Genomic DNA, 14,219 nt, shown 5'->3' with positions numbered 1-14,219 from the left:
GAGCTCGCGTCCGGGAGCCGCCGGTGGTGCGGAACCTAGACAGCGGGGCGGCCCTGCCGGGGCCAGGAGTGAGGACGTCGCCCATATTGGGTGCCGCGAATCAGCCCACGGCGCCGACGAGCGCCACCGACGGCGCCTCACCGGTGTAGCTGGCCACGATCCGCAGGTCCTCGCGGCCGGCCGGGGGCACGGTGTAGACGTACGTCGCACGCTGGGTGGCTCCAGCCGCTAGCTCGCCCCGCAGCGCGCGGGTGGGCGGCCCGATGAGCGGAGAGGCCGGCACCCGGTCGCGTCCGTGCTCCAGCGCGACCACGACGTGGTCGAGGCTGATCGGCTCCCCCGACGCGTTGACCAGCTCGAGGTCGACGCGGACGGCCGGGCCGGCGATCTCACCGGGCCCGCGGGCCTGGCCCTGGACCGCCTGGACCCCGGTCACCACCAGACGCACCCCTGTCCCGAAGTCCGCGGGCTCGTCCATCGGGACCGCGGCCAGGGTCCGCACCGGACGCACCGGCACCGGCTTCAGCGAGGCGCGCCGGGGCTGCGGCGACGTCGAGGTCCCGGCGGCGCCGGGGGTCTGCGCCCCGGCCGGGGATGGGGACGGCGACGAGCGGGTGACGAGCAACGCCGCCAGGACGGCGAGCACGGCGACCACGACGATCGCGCCCACCCACGACAGCCGACGCGGTGACACGGGGACGCTCATCTTTGCCTCCTGGGCGCTGGGGCGAGACGCACGCGGGTGCACGGTCCCCTACCGGCTCGCATTCTGGTGACCCGCCGGGTCCGGGTGGTCCGGGAGCGGCGGCGGTCCCCCGTATTGGGGAAGTCCGGCGGCGGGGGCCCGAACCGCTCGGCGTACTGCGGATCGTGGGCGAGTGCGTCAGTGAGTGGCAGCGCCACGGGCCTGCGCTTCCAACGGTTGAGAGGTACGTCCATGCACTGGTCCACCCCGTCGGCAGGGCCCGGCGAGCATCCTCTGGTACGCAGGACGCTCATGGCCCTGTTCGTCCTGGCAGTGCTGGCCGCCCTCGTCGCGACCACCGGTGCGCTGTACCTCGACCACCAGCTGAGCAACCGGGTGGAGCGGATCGGAGGGGTGTTCGACGGCCTCGACGACCGCCCCACCCAGCCGAGCGAGGGACCTGCCGCGGAGGCGATCAACATCCTGATGATCGGCAGCGCCGGCGCGGACGACGAGCAGGAGAACCTGGCCTGGCTGCCGGGCCAGAGCGCCGACAGCATCATGGTCCTGCACATCGAGGGGGACCGCTCGGGGGTCTCGGTGATCTCGATCCCGCACGACGCCCTGACCGCCTCGCCCGACGGTGAGGGCGTGACCACGGTCGATGACGCCGTCTCCGGCGAGGCCCCCTCGGAGGCCATCGAGACGGTCGAGGCGATCACCGACGTGCGGATGCACCACCTCGCGGTCCTGGACTGGACGGGGCTGGAGGGGGTCGTGGACGGGGTCGGCGTGGACCTCGGCGACCCTCAGGAGCTGCGTGACCCCACGCGCCAGCAGGCACTGATCGAGGAGCTGGTGACCCGGGTCCTGGCCTCCTCCTCCGACCTCGACCTGCTCGACCTGCGCCAGCAGCTGGAGGCCATCGCCGGCCACCTCAGCGTCGACGAGGACTGGTCGAGCAAGCAGATGCTGGAGCTGGCCATGTCGATGCGGGGTCTCGACGGCGCCGACGTGGAGTACTTCACAGCTCCCGTCGTGCCCGGGCGAGCCACCGGTACCAAGCGCCTCGACCAGGAGGCCGGCCACCGGCTGTGGGCAGCGGTGCGCGACGACGACGCCGTAGGCGAGACCGTGCCGAGCCCCCCCGGTCCGAACACCCCGGGCTGAGCGCCGCGCTCAGCCCGGCTGCTGGCCCTGCTTCATCGCGGCGTACAGCGCGATCGCGCCCAGCTGCGAGTGCACCCCGAGCTTGCTGAGGATCGAGCCCACCTGGCTGCGCACCGTCATCTGCGAGACCCCGAAGAGCTCGGCGATCGAGGTGACGCTGTCCCCGGCGTAGAGCAGGCGCAGGACCGTGCGCTCGCGGGCGGTGAGCAGCGCCATCTGCGCCAGGAGGCGACCGCGCTCGTCCCGGACCGCCTCCCACTCCCCTGTCAGCTCCTCGCGGGTCGCCTCCGCCATCACCGGGCGGCCGGCGACCACCTCGGCGAGGACGGCGTCGAGATCGGCCAGCCCCGTCGACTCGGGGAGCACCTCGCGCGCGGACGCCCGCAGCGCGGCCCCCCAACCACTTCCCGGAGGGGTCGAGGTGAGCACGACGCTGGGTCCGGGGGCCGCGTCGAGCCAGGCGCAGACCCGCTGCACGTCCTCGACCGAGTCCAGCTCACCCAGGATCACCACGACGTCCGGGCGGGTCCGCTGCCAGGTCCGCGTGAGCACCGGTGGGGTCACGAACCCCGCCAGCACCGGGCTCACCGAGACGCCGCGACTGGCCAGGGCGGCGCCCACGGTCTCGGCGACCAGCGAGAGACGCGACACGATCAGCACCCGCAGGCCGACCTCGCCAGGATCGATCATCATCCTCACCCATCGTCAGCCCGCTTCCCGGATGTGCGCGGCCTCGCACGACGCAAGCCATGGACAGCCTGACGCGCACCGTCGGCGTCGCACGGCGAAGGAGGAGGAAAACCCAGAATTGGGGATGGTCGGCCCTGGTCGGCCATGCTGAGGCACCCGCCGGCCATGCGTAGGATTTTCGCCGCCCACCTCTGCATCGGAGTCCCGCTTGCCCATGTCCGCCGCGCCCCTCGACCACCGCGCCCAGCCCGAGCAGCCCACGGTCAGGCAGGCCTTGGGATCACCCCGGCTGCTGCGCACCGAGGTGCTCGCCGGGCTGGTGGTGGCGCTCGCCCTGATCCCCGAGGCGATCTCGTTCTCGATCATCGCCGGGGTGGACCCGCGGGTGGGCCTGTTCGCGTCGTGCACCATGGCCGTGGCGATCTCGTTCCTGGGCGGACGTCCCGCGATGATCTCGGCAGCCACCGGCGCGGTGGCCCTGGTGATCGCACCGGTGATGCGCGAGCACGGCTACGACTACCTGATCGCCACGGTGCTGCTCGGCGGCGTGATCCAGGTCGTGCTCGCGCTGGCCGGGGTGGCCAGGCTGATGCGCTTCATTCCGCGCTCGGTGATGGTCGGCTTCGTGAACGCCCTGGCCATCCTCGTCTTCGGGTCCCAGATCGACCACCTGGTCGACGTCCCCTGGCCGGTCTACCCGATGGTCGGCGTCGGCATCGCCCTGCTGGTCGGCCTGCCGCGGGTCAGCACGGTCGTCCCGGCGCCGCTGGTGGCCATCGTGGCGCTCACCGCCTTCACCCTGGTCGGCGGAATCTCGGTGCCGGACGTGGGCGACGAGGGCGAGCTGCCCGACAGCCTGCCTACGCTCTTCGTGCCCGACGTCCCCCTCACCCTGGAGACCCTCGAGATCATCGCCCCCTACGCGCTGGCGATGGCGCTCGTCGGGCTGCTGGAGTCGCTGCTCACCGCCAAGCTCGTCGACGACATCACCGACACCCACTCCGACAAGACCCGTGAGGCCTGGGGGCAGGGGGCCGCCAACCTGGTCACCGGCCTGTTCGGCGGGATGGGCGGCTGCGCGATGATCGGGCAGACGATGATCAACGTGAAGGCCTCCGGGGCGCGTACCCGGCTGTCGACGTTCCTGGCCGGCGTCTTCCTGCTGTTCCTGGTGGTGGGTCTGGGCGACGTGGTCGCGCTGATCCCGATGGCAGCCCTGGTCGCGGTGATGATCATGGTCTCGGTCGCCACCTTCGACTGGCACTCCGTCCGGCCCGCGACGCTGCGCCGGATGCCCAAGTCGGAGACCACGGTGATGGTGTCCACCGTCCTGGTCACCGTCCTCAGCCACAACCTCGCGGTCGGGGTGATCGCCGGGGTGCTGGTCGCGATGACGCTCTTCGCCCGGCGCGTCGCGCACCTCACCGAGACCCGGCGCGAGCTGGTCGAGGACGAGCAGGGCAGGCCCACGGCCGTCTACCGGGTCACCGGCGAGCTGTTCTTCGCCTCCAGCAACGACCTCTACACCCAGTTCCGGTACGCCGAGGACCCCGACCGCGTCGTGATCGACCTCGCCGACGCGCACATCTGGGACGCCTCCACCGTGGCGGCGCTCGACGCGATCACCACCAAGTACCAGCGCAAGGCCAAGCGCGTCACCATCACCGGCCTCGACGAGGCCAGCGCCGAGCGCCACGGCCGGCTGACCGGGGCACTGCCCTGACCCTGGCTCAGGTGGAGACGATCACCGAGGAGCCGTGCCCGAAGAGCCCCTGGTTGGCGGTGATGCCGACCCGGGCGCCCTCGACCTGACGCCCCTCGGCCTGGCCGCGCAGCTGCCAGGTGAGCTCACAGACCTGGGCCAGCGCCTGCGCCGGGACCGCCTCGCCGAAGCAGGCCAGCCCGCCGGAGGGGTTGACCGGGATCCGTCCGCCGATGGTGGTCTCGCCGGCCCGCAGCAGCTTCTCCGCCTCGCCGCGCGGGCACAGGCCGATGTCCTCGATCCAGTCGAGCTCGAGCGCGGTGGACAGGTCGTAGACCTCCGCCACCGAGACGTCCTCGGGACCGATCCCGGCCTCCTCGTAGGCGGCGTCGGCGATCGACTCCTTGAACGTCCGCGCCGGCGCCGCGACCGTGGCGGCGGAGTCGGTGGAGAAGTTCGGCATGTCCATGATCGTCTGCGGGAAGGTCGGGGTGACCGTGGAGATCGCCCGGATCCGGACCGGGTCGGCCAGCCCGTGGCGGCGCGCGTAGTCCATCGAGGTCAGCACCACCGCGGCACCGCCGTCGGAGGTCGCGCAGATGTCGAGCAGGTGCAGCGGGTCGGAGACCACGGCGGAGCTCAGCACGTCCTGGACCGAGACCTCCTTGCGGTAGCGGGCGTTGGGGTTGGCCAGCCCGTGCCGCGCGTTCTTGACCTTCACCGCGGCGAAGTCGGCCTGGGTGGCGCCGTAGAGGTCCATCCGGCGGCGGGCGTTGAGCGCGAAGTAGGCCGGGTTGGTCATCCCGACCAGCCGGAAGCGCAGCCAGTCGGGGTCGTCCCAGCGCTCACCGGCGTTGGGGGCCAGGAAGCCCTTCGGGGTGGTGTCGGCGCCGACCACCAGCGCGACCTCGCACTGACCGGCCAGGATCCGCGAGCGGGCGGTGTCGAGCGCCTGCGCACCCGTCGCACACGCGGCGTACGACGTGGCGACGCGGGCGCCGTTCCAGCCCAGCGCCTGGGCGAACGTGGCGCCGGCGACGTAGCCGCCGTAGCCGTTGCGCACGGTCTCGCCCCCGACGACCAGCTCGACGTCTCGCCAGTCCACCCCGGCGTCGGCGAGCGCGGCGCGCGCCGCGTGCACGCCGTAGGTCACGAAGGAGCGGCCCCACTTGCCCCACGGGTGCATGCCCACACCCAGCACTGCGACGTCGTTGCTCATGCCTGACCTCCGGTCGTCTGCGGTGCGGCTGCGGGGGCGGGCTTCCAGCGCCAGATGGTGCGCTCCCCGGACTCGTCGGTGTAGAGGGTCTCCACGACCAGCTCGACCGGCGAGCCGACCCGCACGTCGTCGACGCCGAACCCGTCGGCGAGCTGGCCCAGCACCACGATGCCCTCGGGGAGCTCGACCGCGGCGATCGCGAACGGCACGTAGGGGTCGTGGGCGGGGATGTAGGGCGGCGGCGGCTGGTACTGCGCGTCGGTGTAGGACCACACGGTGCCGGTGCGCGCGAACTCGTAGTCGTCGAACTCCTCCCCCGCGCACCCGGGGTTGCGGCAGAAGACCTGCTCGCGGGGGAAGTAGACGGTTCCGCAGTCGCGGCACCGGGTGCCGAGCAGCGCGGGCCGGTCACCCGTGGTGAACCAGCCCTCGATCGCAGGGGTCGCAGTCATGGCCCGGAGTATGCCGCGATCGCGACCGCCGGGCAGGTCGCGATCCCGCTCGGTGAACGCCGGGTCCGCTCAGTCGGTGCCGTGCGCGGCGACGAAGGCCAGGATGGTCTCGGCCAGCTCGGGGCGGCACACGATCAGGTCCGGCAGCGACACGTCGTCGCAGTTGTAGACCAGCGGGGAGCCGTCGACGCGCGAGGTGAACAGTCCCGCAGCCCGGGCCACCGCGACGGGCGCCGCGGAGTCCCACTCGTACTGCCCGCCGGCGTGGACGTAGGCGTCGGCGAGGTCGCGCACCACGGCCATCATCTTCACCCCGGCCGAGCCCATCGGGACCAGCTCGGCGTCCAGCTCCTGGGCCAGCGCCTGCACGAACGCCGGGGGGCGGGTCCGCGAGACCGCGATCCGCGGCCGCTCGGAGGTACGCGGGGGGACGACCGGGGGCCGGCCGGTGGTGAAGGTCTCGCCGAGCGCCGGCTGGGCGACGGCTCCGGCGACCAGCTCGCCGGCGTCCGAGCCCTGCTCGTCGCGCTGCCACAGCGCCACGTGGACGGCCCAGTCCTCGCGCGGGACCTCGGAGAACTCGCGGGTCCCGTCGAGCGGGTCGATGATCCAGACCCGCTGCGCGCTCAGCCGGGCCTTGTCGTCCTTGCCCTCCTCCGACAGCACGCTGTCGGCGGGGCGGTGCTCGGCCAGCAGCTGCATCAGCAGCTCGTGGGCGGCGCGGTCGCCGGCGTCCTTGAGCTCCTTGCCCTCCAGGCCCTCCGCGCGCACCTCGAGCAGCAGCTCTCCGGCGACGGTAGCGAGCCAGGTGGCGAGGACGTGGTCGTTGGTGGCGGCCTCGACAGGAGGCGTTCCGGGGGCGAAAGTCACCGGGTCACCCTAACCTGGGCCCTGCCGAGTCACGCCGAGGTCAAGGGGGTCGGATGGAGCGGCTGTCCGCGCTGGTCTGGCCCGACGGTTCCGGGGGCACCCGGCTGCGCCCGAGCGACGGCGCGATCCCGGCCGGAGCCGAGCGCTACATCGCGGTGCCGCACCTGGGCGACCCACGCTTCCTGCTGCCCCTGGACGCGCCCCCCGCGGCCCGGGCCAGGCTCCTGCGCCGCTACAACCACCTGCGCACCGACACCCGGCGGGTCCTGCGCCTCGGCCTCGCCACCGCCGTCCAGGTCGGGCTGCCCCGCGAGCGCCCCGGACGCAACCTGCTGCACGCGCCGCCGCCCCCGGGCGGACGCACGCTGCTGGAGAGCGTCGCCGACGCGCTGGGAACCACCGAGACGCTGATCCTCTCCACCGGCATCCGCCCCGGCTCGCGGGTCACCCTCAACGTCAGCGACCGGGCCGGACGCGCCCGCGCCTTCGTCAAGGTCGTCGCCAGCGACGACCGCGCCGCGCTGTTGCGCGAGCACGACTTCCTGGCCGACTTCGCCACCCGGCCGGTGCCGGGGCTGCTGGTGCCCCGCCCGCTCTTCCTCACCGAGTGGGGGGAGGCGCTGGTGCTGGGCGTCGACCCGCTGCCCGACGACGTACGCCGGGTGAGCCCGCGACACGAGGCTCGCACCCGGCCCTGGCTGGAGTCGATGGTCAGCGCCCGGCCGAGACGGCTGCTGACGCTGGCGCAGTCCCCCTGGCTGGCCGACCTGGTCGGCGACGCCGCGCTCCTGCCCCCGGCCTGGGCGCCGGTGCGCACCGCGGTCGAGGAAGCCCGGCAGCGCTGGGGCGACACCGAGCTGCCGCACGGGGTCCGCCACGGCGACTGGTCGCCGTGGAACATGGCCTGGACCGGCGCGGCGTCGCTCGCGCTGTGGGACTGGGAGTTCGCACACCGGATGGCGCCGCTCGGCCTGGACCGGTGGAACTGGCGCTACACCTTCGACACCAGCGTGCGCGGCGTGCCTGCCGCACGCGCGGCCCGTCGCCTGCGCGCGGGCGCGGCCCGGGCTGCGCGCGACGAGCCGCACGCCTCGCTGCTGGCCGAGCTGTTCCTGTTGGACATGATGGTGCGCCGGGCCGGCCAGGCAGCCGCCGGCAACGACGCCTCCGCCGCCCACGCCCACGCCCTGCTGGACGGCGCCCCCGGGGCCGCGCGATGAGGGCCCCGGCTCAGCGTCCGACCACCACCGAGGCCGAGCTCACCGAGAGCACCTGGTTGCCCGCCGGGTCGCTCACCCGCACCCGGTAGAAGACCTCCTGACCGGCCTTCACGCCGGTGTCGCGGATCGTGAACGTCCGGGTGGCGTACGGCGCGGACTCGCGGTTCACCACGGCGATCGGGGCGCTCAGGCCCCAGCCGCGGAACACCTCGTAGCGAAGGTTCACGTCGTCGCGGTCGGCCCCCTCGAGCACCGACACGTCCACGTAGGCACAGCCCGAGCAGCTCTTCGCCGAGGGCCACGCGGCGCGCTCAGGCGCCGCGCTGCCGGCCTCGAAGCGGGCCAGGTTGGCCTGGGCGGTGCCGTTGAGCCGCGCGAAGCCGCCGCCCATCACCAGCCGGGTGCCGTCGCTGGCCAGCGCCCGGGAGAGCAGCAGGGTGTCCGGGGTGCTCGCGCTGCCGGCCGTCTGCACGAAGTACGGCTTGACCACGCCGGTGGTGCGGTTGATGGCGTGCATCGCCAGGTAGGTGCGCGGTGCCGTCTCCGGCATCCCGCCGGCGCCCGCGCAGTCGTGGGCGTGGGAGGCGACGTAGAGGTCGTTGCCGATCACCTGCAGCCCGAAGGTGTCGCCGTAGCACCGGGCGTACCAGTTGACCGCGCCGGTGCTCGTCTCCAGCGAGTACACCCCCTCCTTGCGGTCGAGGGTGGTGGCCACGTCGTCGCGGGCGCCCAGGTAGACGGTGTTGCCGACGACCTCGAGCGAGGTCCCCCAGTTGGTCGAGGCCAGCAGGTAGTCGGCGCGCCAGCCGGCGACGTTGGCACCGGTGGTGGAGTCGACCGCCATGAACCCCTGCGCGGCGACGCCGTTGACCTTGCGGAAGGTGCCGGTGAGGAAGACGCGGTTGCCGCCGCCGGCGACCGCGAGCGCGGTGACGCGCAGGGCCTCGTTGACGACGTTGTCGGTGACCGCCGGCGCCCAGGCGGTGACGCTGTTGTCGCGCAGGTCGAAGGCCGCGGCGTCGCGCCGGGTGGTCCAGTTGGCGCGGCTGAAGTTGCCGCCCACGTAGAGGGTGTTGCCGTCCGGGGAGACCGCCAGCGCCCGCACGGTGCCGTCCACGCCGTTCCACCCGACCTGGCCGAGGAAGGCCCCGGTGGCGGTGTCGAACTTCGCCAGGTGCTCGGCCTTCTGCCCGTCGACGCGGTTGAAGTCACCGCCCACGTAGAGGGTGCGGCGGTCCGGGGAGAGCGCGGTCGCGAACACCGTCGCGGGCCCGTTCGTGTAGTCGTTGGTGAGCCGCGGCGCGAACGAGGTGAGCGGCGCCCCGGTGGTGACGTCGAAGGCGGCCAGGTGCGCCTGACCGGTCTCGCTGCTGCCGGCGGCGGCGCCGGCCGGACGGGTCGAGGTGAACGCGCCGCCGGCGTAGATCCGCCCGCCCGCGACCTCGAGGGCCCAGACGGGGCCGTTGGTCTGGCCCATCGGGGAGGCGCTGCCCCGCATCAGGGTGTGCTCCGGGTCGTAGGCGGTGGCTGGGGCGGCCGGCAGCAGGGTCGCGCCCAGCAGCGTGACCAGGCCCAGGAGCGCGGCCAGGGGCAGGCGGTGTCGTCGGGGTGACGAGGGGGTCGGGGACATGGGGATCCCTCCTTGCGGGGCGTCGGTCGGTCGGGAGACGGCGGGGGCGCGGCGGGTGCGGGTCACGGCCACCACACCGGCGTGTTCAGCAGCTCGGCGAGCTCCTGGTTGTGAGCGGCGTAATGAGCACGCAGCGCGTAGGCGCTGACGGCGTCGATGTGCTCGTGGGAGCGGACCGCGTTGCGCTTGCGGCCGGTCAGCGGCAGCGGCGCCAACCCGGCGAACTCCTGGATCCGGTCCAGGGTCGAGGACGGGTCGGTGTAGAGGTCCTCGCTGCGCAGCACCAGTACCCGGTCGCGGCCGTAGGCGTCGAACCAGCGGCGCACCTGCGGTGCGTACTCGCCGCGGGTGCGGTAGGAGTACCAGTCCCAGGGCCGGCTGTAGTAGTGCGGGTCGTCGGCCATCCGCTGCTCCTCCCCCGCCAGCCGCGCCTCCTCCGCGCGCAGCGCCTCGCGAAAGCTCAGCGTCTCCACGCCGGCGCGGCGACGCTCGCGGTAGTGCGAGTGCGCCCGCTCCACGGGGTCGCGCAGCAGCACGACGACCTTGGCGCTCGGGAGCAGGTCCGCGGCCCGCTCGGCCACCCGCGGGTCGAAGAGGTAGAAGGGGCTGGCCTCCAGGCACAGCGCGCCGCCGTGACGGGCGGCGTGGTGGGCCCGGGCGGCCCGGGTCGGGAAGTGTCCGAGGTACCACGCCGGACCCCGGTCCAGGTGGCGGTAGAAGTAGTGGTTGCTCTTGAGGTGCTTGGCCGCCGGCACCATCGCCATCACCTGGGGGTGGCCCAGCAGCGTCGACCAGACGAAGGTGGTGCCGCCCCGCTTGGTGCCGACCACGAGCAGCTCGGGGCCCTCGCGCAGGCCTGCGGTGGCGGTGGTGAACCGGCGCACGCCGTCCTCGACCGCGCCCTTCGCCCGGGTGGGGACGATCGACTTGGCCATCCGGAGCGCCGGACCGTCGGTGGTGCCCCGCAGCGACGTGCTCATCGTCTTCTCCTCAGCAGGTCGTGCAGGTCGTCGAGCTGGAGCGCCACACGCCAGTGGCGCAGCAGCAGCAGGTAGGCGGTGACCGAGACCGCGGCGTAGACCAGGAACCACTCCCAGCTGGGCTCGGCCAGCACCCGGACCAGCAGCCCGGGGACGCCGAAGGCGGTGAGCGCGACGGCGGCGGCGAGCAGGACCCCGCGCCAGGGCAGCGCGACCCCGAGCGCCCGCCGTCCGCGCAGCAGGCACAGCACGGAGTCGACGCTCAGCGCGCTCGCCCACGCGATGGCCGCTCCGGTCAGGCCGAGCACCGGGATCAGCACCAGGTTGAGGACGATGTTGAGGCTCAGCGACACGGCCGTGTTGCCGGCGGTGACGCGGCTCAGCCCGGCCATCAGCAGCACCGAGTTGATGTTGCCGAGCGCGAGGTAGCCCAGGATCGCCAGCGCCATCACGCTCATCGGGGTGGCCGCCACCATGAAGTCGTCGCCGACCAGCCCCATCGCCAGCGGCGCGAACGCCGCCAGGGCGAGGAACATCGGCCACGACAGCAGCACCAGCCAGACCGAGGAGAGGGCATAGACGCCCTGCACCCGGTCCAGCTCGCCGCGCGAGTACGCCGCGGCGAGCGTCGGCGCGGTGCCCACGCGCAGCGCCTCCATCGCCATCGTCCCGGAGGTGATGAACCGGCTCGCGGCCGCGTAGGCACCGGCCGCGGCCGGACCCAGCATCAGCCCGACGATGATCACGTCGACCCACACGATGCCGATCTCGAACATCGAGGCCAGCCCACGCGGGAGGTTGAAGCGCCACACCTCGGTCCACACCTCGCGCCGGGGGCGCGCCGGGGGTCCCGGCAGCCGCAGGTCGCGGCGTGCGGCGCGCAGGACGTAGGCCAGCGCGGCGACGTCCATCACCAGCAGCGGGGCGGCCCAGCTCCACAGCAGCAGGGCGCCGTCGTCCCCGGCCCACCACAGGGCGATCACCAGCAGCAGCCGGCTGGTGGGCAGCCACACCTGGTAGAGCAGCACGAACGGCCGCAGGCTGCCGAAGGACCGGGTCCCGTTCAGGCAGGCCTGGCCGACCGCGGACAGCACGAGGGTGGCGGCCAGCACCCGCAGGAAGCCGGTGGCCACCTCGACGTCGTCGGGAGCCAGGGCCCGGGCCAGGTCCCGGCTGACCAGGCCCAGCGCCGCGGCGAGCAGCAGGCTCCAGGCGAGCACCGGCCACAGCCCCGCCCGCACCGACTCCCAGGCGTCGCGGTGCGCGTGCAGCGCCCGGCGCGCGGCCAGGCTGCGCAGCATCCCGGTGTCGCTGCCGACCAGGGCCGCGCCGTTGAGGATCATGAACACCGCGACGGCCTCGAAGTAGAGCCCGGACAGGTGCGCCCCGAAGAGCCGGCCCACGGCGAGCGTCAGGGCGAACCCCGCGAGCGCGGCGTACATCGCGCCGGCGAGCGTCACCACGCCGCCGCGCGCCAGCTCGCGGCGCTCCCCCGGCGCGCCCTGCCAGCTGCTGGCCGGGGACCCGTCGGCGAGCCCCGGGGTGCTAGATCCCACGACCGCGGGCATGCAGCATCTCCTGCACCCGGCCGGCGCTGACGGCTCCGCTCAGCACCAGCGCGGTGAGCGCCAGCCGCGGCTCGCGCCGGTGGTCGGCCCAGCCGCGACGCAGCCACCGGGTCGCCTCGCGGCGTCTGCCCAGGGCGGCGTGGGCGAAGGCGATCTGTCCGTGGATCCGGGCGCGTCCGCGCGGGGACGAGGCGAACTCGGGATAGCGCTCGAGGACGACCTCGAGGGCGTCGGCGATCGTCTCCCAGCGGCTGAAGAAGAACGAGCCGCCGTTCCAGTGGATGTCGGCGACCACCTCCTCGACCAGACGCAGCGTGCCGTGCCGCGCGAGTCGCAGCAGGAGGTCGTAGTCCTCGGCGTAGCCGCCGGGGATCGTCTCGTCCCACCCACCGACCCGGTCGAGAGTCTCGCGGCGGTAGAGCATCGCGGAGGGGTGCAGCTCCATCACCCGGTCGTCGAGCAGGTCGCTCAGCAGCACCTCCCGGCGCGGGGCGCGACGCACCACGTGCTCCTCGCCGCGGACGATGCGCACGCTGCCTCCCACGGCGACCGCCTCACCGTGCGCGGCCAGCTCGGCGACCTGCACCCGCAGCCGGCCCGGCTGCCACACGTCGTCGTCGTCACAGGTCGCGACCAGGTCGGCCACCGCCACGGCGAGGGCGCTGTTGCGGGCACCGGCCACTCCGGGAGTGCGGTCGTTGGCCACCACCTCCAGCGTCTGCCGGTCGGGGACCCGCGGCTGGGGAAGCGCGGCGTCGCCGGGGACGGCGCCGTCGAACGCGACGATCACCTGCAGCCTGCCGGCGTAGTCCTGGGTCCAGATCGCCTCCAGCGCCCGACGCAGCAGCGGCAGCCGGTCCCGAGTGGCCAGGACCACCGAGACCGCCGGCTGGGCGCCGGCGGGGGCGCTCACCGGCGCGAGCCTGCTCGGCGCGGCACGGTCACGACGCCCAGGCAGGGCACCCGCAGCAGCGCGAGGCGGGTGGCGCCCTCGTCGAGCGCGGCGAACGTGGTGCGCCCCGAGGCCGCCACCAGCACCGCCGCGTCGCAGCTGCGCGCCGTCTGCACGCCGTCGCCCCCGCGTGGGTCGAACGCAACGACCTGCACGTCGGTGGCCCCGACCCCGGCCAGGGCGCCGCGCAGCTGCTCGAGCAGCTCGTCGCTGTGCCCGCTCAGCAGGGCCGCACCCAGCCGGGGGCGGCTCCGGCCGTCGGGCAGCGGGAGCGTCGACAGCCGCTCGGCGGCGGCCATCAGCCCGATCCCCGGGGCGTCGAGCCGGCCGAGGTCGCGCAGGTCGTCGGGCAGCGCCGTCCCCTTGCGCACCCGCGGGGAGCGGGCCTCCAACAGGTAGGCCAGGGCTCCGGCCAGCAGCAGCCCGCCCACTCCCCCGGCCACCGGGAGCATGGCGCGGGGCACGCCGCCGCGCTCGGCGAGACCGGCGGCACTCTCGACGACGTCGCCGGGGTCCACCACGGTGCGGTTGAGGGCCTGGCGCTGCCGGCGCAGCTCGGCGACCTCCTGCTGGGGGGCCGTGGCCAGCAGACCCGTGATCACGTCGGCCTGGTCCTGCCAGCGCTGACGCGCGTCGCGCTCGGCCACGTCGAGGTAGACGGTCGCGGCGGTGTCGGCGCCGGCCTCGGCCAGCGCGGCGGAGTCCGCGACGTAGGTGAAGTCGAGGAACGAGGTGTTCTCCCGGGCGGTGACCGTCAGCCGCTCCTCGACCACCTCCGCGCCGTCCTCGCCGAGCTCCTCGGCGATGGCGGCCAGGGTGCTGCGGGTGGTGGCCAGCTCGACCTGGTCGTCGGCCCAGGTCGTGGGGGTCGACATGTCGCCGACCGGCACCAGACCGCTGCCGAGCCTGACCGCGGACGACGCGTCGTACGTCGTGGGCAGCATGGCGCCCAGGGCGAGGCCGGCGGCGGCTCCCCACAGGACCCCGACGACCAGCAGGTACCAGCGGGAGGTGAGCGAGGCCATGATGCTGGTCATCGGCACCAGCCGCTCGCCTCGGGGTTGCGGGGACCAGTCAGGCC

13 protein-coding genes are annotated in these 14,219 nt (G+C 73.9%); 3 read left to right on the top strand and 10 right to left on the bottom strand.

Going from position 1 to position 14,219, the window contains the following annotated elements:
• Positions 1–100 precede the first annotated feature (100 nt).
• Positions 101–706, bottom strand: a complete 606-nt coding sequence (locus AC6EH9_RS05200) for a hypothetical protein (protein ID WP_498421224.1) — start codon at positions 704–706, stop codon at positions 101–103.
• Positions 707–997: 291 nt separating this feature from the next.
• Between AC6EH9_RS05200 and AC6EH9_RS05195 the strand changes: the two genes are divergently transcribed.
• Positions 998–1,855, top strand: a complete 858-nt coding sequence (locus tag AC6EH9_RS05195; RefSeq protein ID WP_498421222.1) for an LCP family protein — start codon at positions 998–1,000, stop codon at positions 1,853–1,855.
• A gap of 9 nt (positions 1,856–1,864) precedes the next feature.
• On the opposite strand, the gene AC6EH9_RS05190 is transcribed toward AC6EH9_RS05195, so the two are convergent.
• Complete coding sequence (locus tag AC6EH9_RS05190) at positions 1,865–2,548, bottom strand: helix-turn-helix transcriptional regulator (protein ID WP_498421220.1); 684 nt, start codon at positions 2,546–2,548, stop codon at positions 1,865–1,867.
• Between the two features lie 211 nt (positions 2,549–2,759).
• On the opposite strand from AC6EH9_RS05190, the gene AC6EH9_RS05185 reads away from it, so the two are divergent.
• Positions 2,760–4,268, top strand: coding sequence for a SulP family inorganic anion transporter (locus tag AC6EH9_RS05185; protein WP_498421218.1), 1,509 nt, complete (start codon positions 2,760–2,762; stop codon positions 4,266–4,268).
• A 7-nt stretch (positions 4,269–4,275) separates the two neighbouring features.
• On the opposite strand, the gene AC6EH9_RS05180 is transcribed toward AC6EH9_RS05185, so the two are convergent.
• The 3 genes from AC6EH9_RS05180 to AC6EH9_RS05170 all read right to left on the bottom strand — a co-directional run bounded on the left by AC6EH9_RS05180 (position 4,276) and on the right by AC6EH9_RS05170 (position 6,788).
• Positions 4,276–5,466, bottom strand: coding sequence for a lipid-transfer protein (locus tag AC6EH9_RS05180; protein ID WP_498421216.1), 1,191 nt, complete (start codon positions 5,464–5,466; stop codon positions 4,276–4,278).
• Positions 5,463–5,918, bottom strand: coding sequence for a Zn-ribbon domain-containing OB-fold protein (locus AC6EH9_RS05175; RefSeq protein ID WP_498421214.1), 456 nt, complete (start codon positions 5,916–5,918; stop codon positions 5,463–5,465). Before AC6EH9_RS05175 ends, AC6EH9_RS05180 begins: the two co-directional genes overlap by 4 nt.
• Positions 5,919–5,987: 69 nt before the next feature.
• Positions 5,988–6,788: a 3'(2'),5'-bisphosphate nucleotidase CysQ gene (locus tag AC6EH9_RS05170; protein ID WP_498421212.1), complete on the bottom strand. Its 801-nt coding sequence runs from the start codon at positions 6,786–6,788 to the stop codon at positions 5,988–5,990.
• A 53-nt stretch (positions 6,789–6,841) separates the two neighbouring features.
• Between AC6EH9_RS05170 and AC6EH9_RS05165 the strand changes: the two genes are divergently transcribed.
• Positions 6,842–8,008, top strand: a complete 1,167-nt coding sequence (locus AC6EH9_RS05165; RefSeq protein ID WP_498421211.1) for a hypothetical protein — start codon at positions 6,842–6,844, stop codon at positions 8,006–8,008.
• Between the two features lie 10 nt (positions 8,009–8,018).
• Here the strand turns inward: AC6EH9_RS05165 and AC6EH9_RS05160 are convergent, their stop codons facing one another.
• The 5 genes from AC6EH9_RS05160 to AC6EH9_RS05140 form a co-directional block, all read right to left on the bottom strand.
• Positions 8,019–9,638 (bottom strand): YncE family protein, encoded by a 1,620-nt coding sequence (locus AC6EH9_RS05160; protein WP_498421210.1) that lies wholly within the window; start codon positions 9,636–9,638, stop codon positions 8,019–8,021.
• 62 nt (positions 9,639–9,700) lie between these two features.
• Positions 9,701–10,618, bottom strand: a complete 918-nt coding sequence (locus AC6EH9_RS05155) for a sulfotransferase domain-containing protein (protein WP_498421209.1) — start codon at positions 10,616–10,618, stop codon at positions 9,701–9,703.
• Entirely contained in the window at positions 10,615–12,186 is a 1,572-nt protein-coding gene (locus tag AC6EH9_RS05150; protein ID WP_498421207.1) for an MATE family efflux transporter, read from the bottom strand. The genes AC6EH9_RS05155 and AC6EH9_RS05150 overlap by 4 nt, the downstream gene beginning before the upstream one ends.
• Positions 12,164–13,099 carry a glycosyltransferase family 2 protein gene (locus AC6EH9_RS05145; RefSeq protein ID WP_498421205.1) on the bottom strand — a complete coding sequence of 312 codons (936 nt, stop codon included), beginning with the start codon at positions 13,097–13,099 and terminating at the stop codon, positions 12,164–12,166. The genes AC6EH9_RS05150 and AC6EH9_RS05145 overlap by 23 nt, the downstream gene beginning before the upstream one ends.
• Positions 13,096–14,175, bottom strand: a complete 1,080-nt coding sequence (locus AC6EH9_RS05140) for a P-loop NTPase family protein (protein WP_498421203.1) — start codon at positions 14,173–14,175, stop codon at positions 13,096–13,098. The genes AC6EH9_RS05145 and AC6EH9_RS05140 overlap by 4 nt, the downstream gene beginning before the upstream one ends.
• Positions 14,176–14,219 lie beyond the last annotated feature (44 nt).

Source organism: Nocardioides sp. Z21_20, assembly GCF_059766585.1.
Note: the sequence above shows the minus strand (reverse complement) of the source record. Positions and strands in the feature narration are given on the sequence as shown.

Coding starts and splice junctions, on each gene's coding strand:
- AC6EH9_RS05150 (WP_498421207.1), bottom strand. CDS start 12,186: ATGCCCGCGGTCGTGGGATCTAGCACCCCGGGGCTCGCCGACGGGTCC.
- AC6EH9_RS05185 (WP_498421218.1), top strand. CDS start 2,760: ATGTCCGCCGCGCCCCTCGACCACCGCGCCCAGCCCGAGCAGCCCACG.
- AC6EH9_RS05190 (WP_498421220.1), bottom strand. CDS start 2,548: ATGATGATCGATCCTGGCGAGGTCGGCCTGCGGGTGCTGATCGTGTCG.
- AC6EH9_RS05180 (WP_498421216.1), bottom strand. CDS start 5,466: ATGAGCAACGACGTCGCAGTGCTGGGTGTGGGCATGCACCCGTGGGGC.
- AC6EH9_RS05155 (WP_498421209.1), bottom strand. CDS start 10,618: ATGAGCACGTCGCTGCGGGGCACCACCGACGGTCCGGCGCTCCGGATG.
- AC6EH9_RS05160 (WP_498421210.1), bottom strand. CDS start 9,638: ATGTCCCCGACCCCCTCGTCACCCCGACGACACCGCCTGCCCCTGGCC.
- AC6EH9_RS05200 (WP_498421224.1), bottom strand. CDS start 706: ATGAGCGTCCCCGTGTCACCGCGTCGGCTGTCGTGGGTGGGCGCGATC.
- AC6EH9_RS05175 (WP_498421214.1), bottom strand. CDS start 5,918: ATGACTGCGACCCCTGCGATCGAGGGCTGGTTCACCACGGGTGACCGG.
- AC6EH9_RS05140 (WP_498421203.1), bottom strand. CDS start 14,175: ATGACCAGCATCATGGCCTCGCTCACCTCCCGCTGGTACCTGCTGGTC.
- AC6EH9_RS05195 (WP_498421222.1), top strand. CDS start 998: ATGGCCCTGTTCGTCCTGGCAGTGCTGGCCGCCCTCGTCGCGACCACC.
- AC6EH9_RS05165 (WP_498421211.1), top strand. CDS start 6,842: ATGGAGCGGCTGTCCGCGCTGGTCTGGCCCGACGGTTCCGGGGGCACC.